The organism is Streptomyces colonosanans (assembly GCF_001866645.1).
Taxonomy (GTDB): Bacteria; Actinomycetota; Actinomycetes; order Streptomycetales; family Streptomycetaceae; genus Streptomyces; species Streptomyces colonosanans.
The window spans coordinates 1-7,674 of the sequence record NZ_MLYP01000031.1 but is presented as its reverse complement, the minus strand read 5'-3'; the positions used below and the strand labels follow the sequence as shown (position 1 = coordinate 7,674).

Sequence of the window (7,674 nt, the reverse complement as noted above, 5' to 3'; positions counted from 1 at the left end):
CCACGGACACGATCCGTGTCGCCGCCCGGGACGCGCAAGCGGACGACCAGTGCGCCCAAGACCGTTCGGGGCGCACGGCTGATCGGGCTCACTCCCGCTCAGTCCGAAGGAACGGTCAGTCGCTCGGCGCCCAGTAGCCGAGCAGGGTGGCCACGCCCGGCTCCAGCGACTTCCAGGAACCGTCGAACGAGAGCGTGGCGAAGGCGGCGGCCGGGAAGCCGCGCCGGTTCATCCGCTCACCCGAGTCGCCCTCTGCCGCGCTGGCGAGGACCTCGGCGAGACCCTGAATACCGGGGTTGTGGCCGATCAGCAGCACATTGCGCGCGTCGTCGGGAGTCTCGTTGAGCAGGGCGATCAGTTCACCGGGCGAGGCCTCGTAGACCCGCTCCTCGTAGACGGTTTTCGGCCGCTGCGCAAGCTCCTGGACCGCGAGCTTCCAGGTCTCGCGGGTGCGGGTCGCGGTGGAGCAGAGGGCCAGATCGAAGGGGATGCCGGTGTCGGCCAGTTTGCGTCCGGCGACGGCGGCGTCCTTGCGGCCCCGGTCGGCGAGGGGGCGCTCATGATCGGAGACCTGCGGCCAGTCGGACTTCGCATGCCGGAAGAGGACAATCCTGCGGGGTTCTGCGGAGCTCATGGGTCCCAGCTTCGCATGAGAGGGGCCGACAGACGCAGGGAGTTGGCGATGCCGGGCCGTGCCCGCATACCGGCGGCCCACCGGGCCCTCGGCCCGCGCCCGCCCCGCATGAACCGGGGTGCCGCCGCAGGGGTGGTGTTCCGGACGGTCCGTCCCGCGGGTGACCTCACGACGCGTAGGACGTCACCGTCTGCTGGATGCGGGCGACCAGGTGACTGAGGGCGGCGTCGCCGCCGTCGGCGGTCGTGTCCGCCGGGTTGAGTATCAGTGCCAGCAGGACGACGAAGGCCAGCGTGGGCAGGGCGATGGCCCACCAGGGCAGCCGGATCTCGACGCCGCCCGTGGTCGCCGTGTGGGGCCGGGTGTGCGTGCGGGCGGGCATGGCTGCCTCCGTGCGTCCTCGAGTGGTCCGTGAGCCGCGCTCCGCGGCCACATCTCGAAGGTACGGACTGCGCCGTCCTCAACCCATCCGGTGATCCACCCACTTGACCCTGACACTCTCCCCCTAGGGGATGGTGGGGCTAGCCCCACCCCGGGCCGAGGGAGGGTCCCGTCACGGTGAGGCGATCGTCGCGACGACAGCGATGAGCACGAAGATGGCGATGAACGTGCCGAAGATGAGCAGCATCTTCTTCTGGCTGTTCTGGGGGTTCGGGTCGAGCACGGGCATACGGTCAGTTTCGCACCCCTCCCCCGCCCCGACTCCGTCGGGGTGGGGGGCCTCCGGTGAACCTGCCGCTCAGCGCGCGGCCTCGTCCTCCACGGTCCTGTTGCGGCCGGCCAGGATGCCCACCGCGATCTGCGGGATCATCAGCCCGGCCATGAGGGCGATCGGCAGGCCCCAGCCGCCGCTGTGCTGGTAGAGGACGCCGACGAGCAGCGGCCCCGGGATCGACAGCAGGTACCCGGTGCTCTGCGCGAACGCGGACAGCTTGGCCACGCCCGCACTCGTCCGGGCCCGCATCCCCACCATGGTCAGCGCCAGGGGGAAGGCGCAGTTGGAGACGCCGAGCAGCAGCGCCCACGCCCAGGCGCCGCCCGCCGGGGCCAGGTACAGCCCCGCGTACCCGGCCAGACCGCACACGCCGAGCACGACCACGATCGGGCCCTGCTGCGGCAGCCGCGAAGCCAGCCGCGGGATGACGAAGGCGAGGGGCACGCCCATCACCATCGTGACGGCCAGGAGCACACCGGCGGTGCCGGCGGGGACCCCGGCGTCGCGGAAGATCTGTGCCATCCAGCCCATCGTGATGTACGCGGCCGTGGACTGGAGCCCGAAGAAGGCGGCCAGCGCCCATGCGGTACGGCTCCGGACCATCCGCAGCCCGTCGGGTTCGCTCTGGGCTCCCACTGCGGCGGGAGAGCCGGCCGCGGGATCGGCGCCCCGCGCGCGGACGAACGGAAGCCACGGCAGCACGGCCACCGCCGACAGCGCCCCCCAGACGGCGAGCCCCGACTGCCAGTTCCCGCCCAGGGAGTCGGTCACGGGCACCGTGACCGCGGCGGCGGAGGACGTGCCGACGGCGAGCGCCATCGAGTACAGGCCCGTCATCGAGCCCACCCGGTCCGGGAACCAGCGCTTGACGATCACCGGCATCAGCACGTTGCTGACGGCGATACCCATCAGGGCGAGTGCGCTGGCGGCCAGGAAACCGGCCGTGCTCCCGGCGTACGGGCGGATCACCAGGCCGGCGGTGATGGCGGCCATACCGGCGCAGACCACCGCGCCCGGCCCGAAGCGGCGGGCGAGCCGCGGCGCCATGACACCGAAGACGGCGAAGCACAGCGACGGTACGGAGGTGAGCAGGCCCGCGACGCTGCCGCTCATGCCGAGCCCGTCGCGCACCTCTTCGAGGAGGGCGCCGAGGCTGGTGACGGCGGGGCGCAGATTGAGCGCGGCGAGGACGATGCCGACGACCAGCAGCCGCATCGTCCACGCGCGCGGGGCGGCCGTCCCGCCCTCGGTCTCCGTTCCCGCGGAACTGCGTATCGGTGCGGCCGTCGCCGTCCCGGTCTCCTCACATGTCATGAGGCCATCATAGAATGATGGGATGATTGGTTGTCCATGGCGATTGCGCTACGCTCCGGACCTTCCGGTCACGCACACAGGCCCGCACGAAGGACCGTCATGCCGCTGAGCCACCCTCGTCGATCCGCGCTGTCCGAGCAGGTCATCGCAGCGCTGCGGAACCAGATCACCTCGGGTGAATGGCCGGTGGGCTCCCGCATCCCCACCGAACCCGAGCTGGTCGATCAGCTCGGGGTGGCCCGCAACACGGTCCGTGAGGCCGTCCGCGCGCTCGCGCACAACGGCCTGCTGGACATCCGGCAGGGCTCGGGGACGTACGTGGTGGCGACCAGCGAGCTGGCGGGCGTGATGCACCGCCGGTTCGCCGACGCCGATCCGAACCACATCGCCGAGCTGCGCTCCACCCTCGAGTCGGCAGCCGCCAAGCTGGCCGCCGAGCGGCGCACCGAGCGCGACCTCAAGCAGCTCGACGCTCTCCTCGGGCGCCGCGAGGAGGCCTGGCGGTCCGGGGACACGGAGACGTTCGTGACCGCGGACGCGACCTTCCACATGGCCGTGGTGGCCGCGTCCCACAACGACGTGATGACGGCGATGTACGCGGACCTGGGCGAGGTGATGCGGGAGTGGCTGCGCGGCGACGTCGGCGAGGAGCTGACGCCGGAGACGTACATGGACCACACGAGGCTCATGGACGCGATCCGGGCGGGCGACGCCTCCGCTGCCGCCGCGGAGGCGGCCGGTTATCCGTTCATGTGCCGTCCCGGACGCCCGAGGCACCCCGGCCGCTGACCGCGGTTCACCTCTGGTGGCCGACCCACACCGTGCGGACCTTCTCCCAGCAGCGGCCGGTCATCCGTACGGTCATCGCGGGCGCTGCCTCGACGGGGGCGGTGTCGCTGTCGATGTCCCACCACCGGTCGCAGTCGATGTGCAGGCTCACGTGATCGGTCAGGGGATAGGGGTTGTGGCAGTACGCGACGACATGCGAGCCGGTCACGTGGACCCGGCACTGCGCCCCGAAGGGCTCCGGGACCACGGTCTTCCCGGTCTGCACGCGTGCGTGCGGCACGGCGTGCTTCACGCGCGCGTGCGGCAGGGCCTCGTACGGCAAGGACATGACCAGGGAAACCGCTACGAGCCAAGGGGTGAACCGGCGGAACAGGCGCACAACGGGACCTCCTCGGCCGTATGGCTGCGGGGCGGTGCGTACTCCCAGCGTGCGTGCCGCATGGCCTCGAGCGCCCGGCCAGGTACTCCGAACGGTCGACGCCCCGCTCCCCGCGCGAAGCGGGAAACGGGGCGTCGGCCTCGTACGGCAGGGCGCACGGCGCGCCTACGGGACGGCGCAAGCGCTTACGCGACGGTCGTGGGCGCTCAGGCGCCGATGGCGTGCAGACCACCGTCCACGTGGATGATCTCGCCGGTGGTCTTCGGGAACCAGTCGCTGAGCAGCGCGACGATGCCGCGACCGGCCGGCTCCGGGTCCTTCAGGTCCCACTCCAGCGGGGAGCGGCTGTCCCACACCGAGGCCAGCTCGCCGAAGCCCGGGATGGACTTGGCGGCCATGGAGCCGATGGGGCCCGCGGAGATGAGGTTGCAGCGGATGTTCTGCTTGCCCAGGTCACGCGCCATGTAGCGGTTGGTGGCCTCCAGGGCGGCCTTGGCGGGGCCCATCCAGTCGTACTGCGGCCAGGCGTACTGCGCGTCGAAGGTGAGGCCGACGACGGAGCCGCCGTTCTGCATCAGCGGCAGGCAGGCCATGGTCAGCGACTTCAGGGAGAACGCCGAGACGTGCATGGCGGTGGCCACGGACTCGAACGGCGTGTTGAGGAAGTTGCCGCCGAGGGCGTCCTGCGGGGCGAAGCCGATCGAGTGGACGACACCGTCGAGGCCGCCCAGCTCCTCGCCGACGATGTCGGCCAGGCGCCCGAGGTGCTCGTCGTTGGTGACGTCGAGCTCGATGACCTTGGTGGGCTTGGGAAGCTTCTTGGCGATGCGCTCGGTCAGGGTGGGCCGCGGAAACGCGGTCAGGATGATCTCGGCGCCCTGCTCCTGGGCCAGCTTCGCGGCGTGGAACGCGATGGAGGACTCCATCAGCACACCGGTGATCAGGACACGCTTGCCCTCGAGAATTCCGCTCATGGTGATCAGTGACCCATTCCCAGTCCGCCGTCAACGGGGATGACGGCTCCAGTGATGTACGAGGCGTCGTCGGAGGCGAGGAAGCGCACCGTCGCGGCGATCTCCTCGGGCTGCGCGTACCGGCCGAGCGGCACCTGCGACACGATGTTCGCGCGCTGCTCGTCGGTGAGCGCCTTGGTCATGTCGGTGTCGACGAAGCCGGGCGCGACGACGTTGAAGGTGATGTTGCGGGAGCCCAGCTCACGGGCGAGGGAGCGCGCGAAGCCGACCAGCGCGGCCTTGGAGGCAGCGTAGTTCGCCTGTCCGGCGGAGCCGAGCAGCCCCACGACCGACGAGATCAGGACCACGCGGCCCTTCTTGGCGCGCAGCATGCCCCGGTTGGCGCGCTTGACGACGCGGAAGGCACCGGTGAGGTTGGTGTCGATGACCGAGGTGAAGTCCTCCTCGGTCATGCGCATCAGGAGCTGGTCCTTGGTGACGCCGGCGTTGGCGACGAGGATCTCGACCGGACCGTGCTGGGTCTCGATCTCCTTGTAGGCCTGCTCCACCTGCTCGGTGTCGGTGATGTCGCACTTGACCGCGAGGCAGCCCAATTCCTTGAGGGCGGCCGGCGGCTCACCCGAGCGGTACGTGATCGCGACCTTGTCGCCGGCGTCGGCGAACGCGCGGGCGATGGCGAGGCCGATGCCCCGGTTGCCTCCAGTGACGAGAACCGAGCGGCTCAACGGATCACCCTTTCGATAGCGGTCTGGAGCCCCTGCAGGACAGGTGCCTTCGTCGAAAACCTATCGGTCCTGATCGCCGGGCGGACATTCCGGCACCGACAGTGGCACCACCTGCCTGCTGTCGGGTTCCTACAGTCGGTCCGCCCTGGTCAGTCCGCCATGCCGGGGGCGTACGCGGAAAGGCCCTCGGCACGAGCCGTTTCGAGCATCCTGCGGTCGTACGTCACCACGGCGGTCAGGTCGTCCCGCAGCGACAGTGCGCTGGCCACATGGATCGCGTCCAGCGTTCGCAGGCGCCCAACCAGTGCAGCCGCCCCGTCACGCACCTCTCGGGTGAGGAGGACCTCGGTGATCCGGGCATCAAGATCCTCTATCGCTTTTGGAAAGTGCCCTACGAGGTCCAGGGTCCGTACGGTCTCCACGAAGCCGAGCGTGCTGGTGGCGAGCGGCTCTGTGACTCGCTGCTGAAGGAAAGCGTCCAACTCGGCCCAATGGCTGCGGCGGGTCATCCATGTGACCAATGCCGAAGTGTCCATGTAGATCAACGGTCGTCCTCCTCGCGCTCGGCCAGGAGCAGCGCCAGGGGGTCGACATCCTCCGGTACGTCGTAGTGCGGCATGCTGTGCCGGTCGGCAGCGGTGACTGGCTTCAGCTTGATCTTTCCCTGCGCCACCAAGTGCGCGTACCGCTCCATGGGCCCGCCGGCCGGCGACAGTATGGCGATCACGTTGCCGTGTCGAGTGACCTGGATCGCCTCCCCTTTCTCGACACGCGCGAAGACGGCGCTGGGGTTGTACGAGAACTCACGCACGGAGATGGTGCTCATGGGGGTCCTCCTTCAACAAGCCGACATGTACCTACATTACAAGAATGTGCCCACACCATGCGGAGTCCACGTGGTCGCACGCGACAGCTGAACTCCAGCGAGGACATCAGTGCTCTGGACACGGCGATGCGACCTGACCTCATCTTCCGCCGTTGACACGACCACGACGTCGGCGCGCTCCGCCGCGTACACCGGATGACCGTCCGTGAGCGGGGGCGCACCAGGCCCGGTCACGCCAGGGCCGGGTTTCCGCAGCACTTCTTGTACTTGCGGCCCGAGCCGCACCAGCAGGGGCCGTTGCGCGGAGGCGGCCAGTCGGTCGTCCGTCCCGTGCGAGCGAGTTCGGCCGCGTAGGCGGAGCGGGTGTCCGAGGTGTCGGGGGATGCGGCGATGTTCTCCGCGTGGGCCTCCAGCCCGGCCAGTGTGGCGTGGGCGACCGCCAGGTGCGGGACACCCTCCTCGGACAGCTCCCCCAGGGTTCGTTCCACCTGGCGTCTGTGGCCGGCGTGGTCGTCGCCGTACTCCTCGGCGGCCTTCGGCCAGTGCTCGAGCAGCTTGGTGAACTCGTCCGGCGGCCAGTACAGGACACACGCCCTCCGGGGGGCGATCGGCGCGGCCCCGACCGCCCCCAGCGTGTCCGTCAGCGCCGCGACCTCGGCGTGCAGCGCGTCGGCCCCGCCCTCCTTCAGCCGCTTGAGCCGGAGGGGATCATGGACTTCGTCGAGCGGGCGGGCGCGGCCCCCCAGCCAGGCAGACTCACGGCGCCCGTGCAGTTCGTCGGCCACGTCGTCCCAGTCGTCGTGCGGGGAACCCAGCAGGCGCCGCACCCGGTGGCGGCCGATGACCAGGGTCTCCAGGTCGAAGCCGTCCCGGGCCGCCTCCACCGCGTCCGCCGTCACGGGTGTGCCCGCACCCAGTACGTGCGTGACGCCCGCCGTGTACCACTCGGCGGCCGTCGCGGCCTCGCCCGCTCCCTCGAATGCCTCGGCCACGAAGTTCCAGGCCGCCGGGTGCCGAGGGTGCCGCTTGCGGAACGCGGCAGCCGAGGCGCGGGCGTCCTCCACCCGGCCCGCTTCCCACAGCGCGCTGATCCGGAAGGCATCCACGAGGTCCGGTTCCGAGGCGCCCCCGGTGTCCGGGTCCAGCAGCCGTTCGTACAGTGCGAGCGCCCGCTCGGGCCGCCCCGCTTCCTGCCACGCGTCGGCGGCCTCCAGGAGCAGTTCCTCGCGGTCCTGCGGGTGGTGGGCCGCCAGCCTCTCGCACTCCTCGGCGGCCTGGGCGGGGGTGGGTACGGGGGCGGTCGGGCGGGACGCGGCCC

The 7,674-nt window shown here is 70.6% G+C and carries 11 protein-coding genes; 1 reads left to right on the top strand and 10 read right to left on the bottom strand.

The window, feature by feature from the left end; all coding sequences use genetic code 11:
* Window positions 1-115 precede the first annotated feature (115 nt).
* The 4 genes from BIV24_RS11980 to BIV24_RS11970 all read right to left on the bottom strand — a co-directional run bounded on the left by BIV24_RS11980 (window position 116) and on the right by BIV24_RS11970 (window position 2,663).
* Window positions 116-634: a SixA phosphatase family protein gene (locus tag BIV24_RS11980; protein ID WP_071366238.1), complete on the bottom strand. Its 519-nt coding sequence runs from the start codon at window positions 632-634 to the stop codon at window positions 116-118.
* Between the two features lie 166 nt (window positions 635-800).
* A complete protein-coding gene (locus BIV24_RS11975) occupies window positions 801-1,016 on the bottom strand; it encodes a hypothetical protein (RefSeq protein ID WP_071366237.1) in 216 nt (71 codons plus the stop codon).
* Window positions 1,017-1,187: 171 nt separating this feature from the next.
* A complete protein-coding gene (locus tag BIV24_RS36000; protein WP_107459373.1) occupies window positions 1,188-1,304 on the bottom strand; it encodes an SGM_5486 family transporter-associated protein in 117 nt (38 codons plus the stop codon).
* Window positions 1,305-1,373: 69 nt separating this feature from the next.
* On the bottom strand, window positions 1,374-2,663 hold the full coding sequence (locus BIV24_RS11970; RefSeq protein ID WP_071366236.1) for a CynX/NimT family MFS transporter: 1,290 nt from the start codon (window positions 2,661-2,663) through the stop codon (window positions 1,374-1,376).
* A gap of 99 nt (window positions 2,664-2,762) precedes the next feature.
* On the opposite strand from BIV24_RS11970, the gene BIV24_RS11965 reads away from it, so the two are divergent.
* Window positions 2,763-3,452: a FadR/GntR family transcriptional regulator gene (locus BIV24_RS11965; RefSeq protein WP_071366235.1), complete on the top strand. Its 690-nt coding sequence runs from the start codon at window positions 2,763-2,765 to the stop codon at window positions 3,450-3,452.
* Between the two features lie 7 nt (window positions 3,453-3,459).
* On the opposite strand, the gene BIV24_RS11960 is transcribed toward BIV24_RS11965, so the two are convergent.
* The 6 genes from BIV24_RS11960 to BIV24_RS11935 all read right to left on the bottom strand — a co-directional run.
* A complete protein-coding gene (locus BIV24_RS11960; protein WP_071366234.1) occupies window positions 3,460-3,831 on the bottom strand; it encodes a hypothetical protein in 372 nt (123 codons plus the stop codon).
* Window positions 3,832-4,037: 206 nt separating this feature from the next.
* Window positions 4,038-4,805, bottom strand: a complete 768-nt coding sequence (fabI, locus tag BIV24_RS11955; protein WP_071366233.1) for an enoyl-ACP reductase FabI — start codon at window positions 4,803-4,805, stop codon at window positions 4,038-4,040.
* Window positions 4,806-4,810: 5 nt separating this feature from the next.
* Window positions 4,811-5,530, bottom strand: coding sequence for a 3-oxoacyl-[acyl-carrier-protein] reductase (fabG, locus tag BIV24_RS11950; RefSeq protein WP_071366232.1), 720 nt, complete (start codon window positions 5,528-5,530; stop codon window positions 4,811-4,813).
* 149 nt (window positions 5,531-5,679) lie between these two features.
* Window positions 5,680-6,066 (bottom strand): type II toxin-antitoxin system VapC family toxin, encoded by a 387-nt coding sequence (locus tag BIV24_RS11945; RefSeq protein ID WP_079168201.1) that lies wholly within the window; start codon window positions 6,064-6,066, stop codon window positions 5,680-5,682.
* A 5-nt stretch (window positions 6,067-6,071) separates the two neighbouring features.
* Window positions 6,072-6,356: a type II toxin-antitoxin system Phd/YefM family antitoxin gene (locus BIV24_RS11940; protein WP_071366231.1), complete on the bottom strand. Its 285-nt coding sequence runs from the start codon at window positions 6,354-6,356 to the stop codon at window positions 6,072-6,074.
* 230 nt (window positions 6,357-6,586) lie between these two features.
* Window positions 6,587-7,674 (bottom strand): SEC-C domain-containing protein (locus BIV24_RS11935; RefSeq protein WP_071366230.1); only part of this gene is annotated, 1,088 nt, incomplete at its 5' end.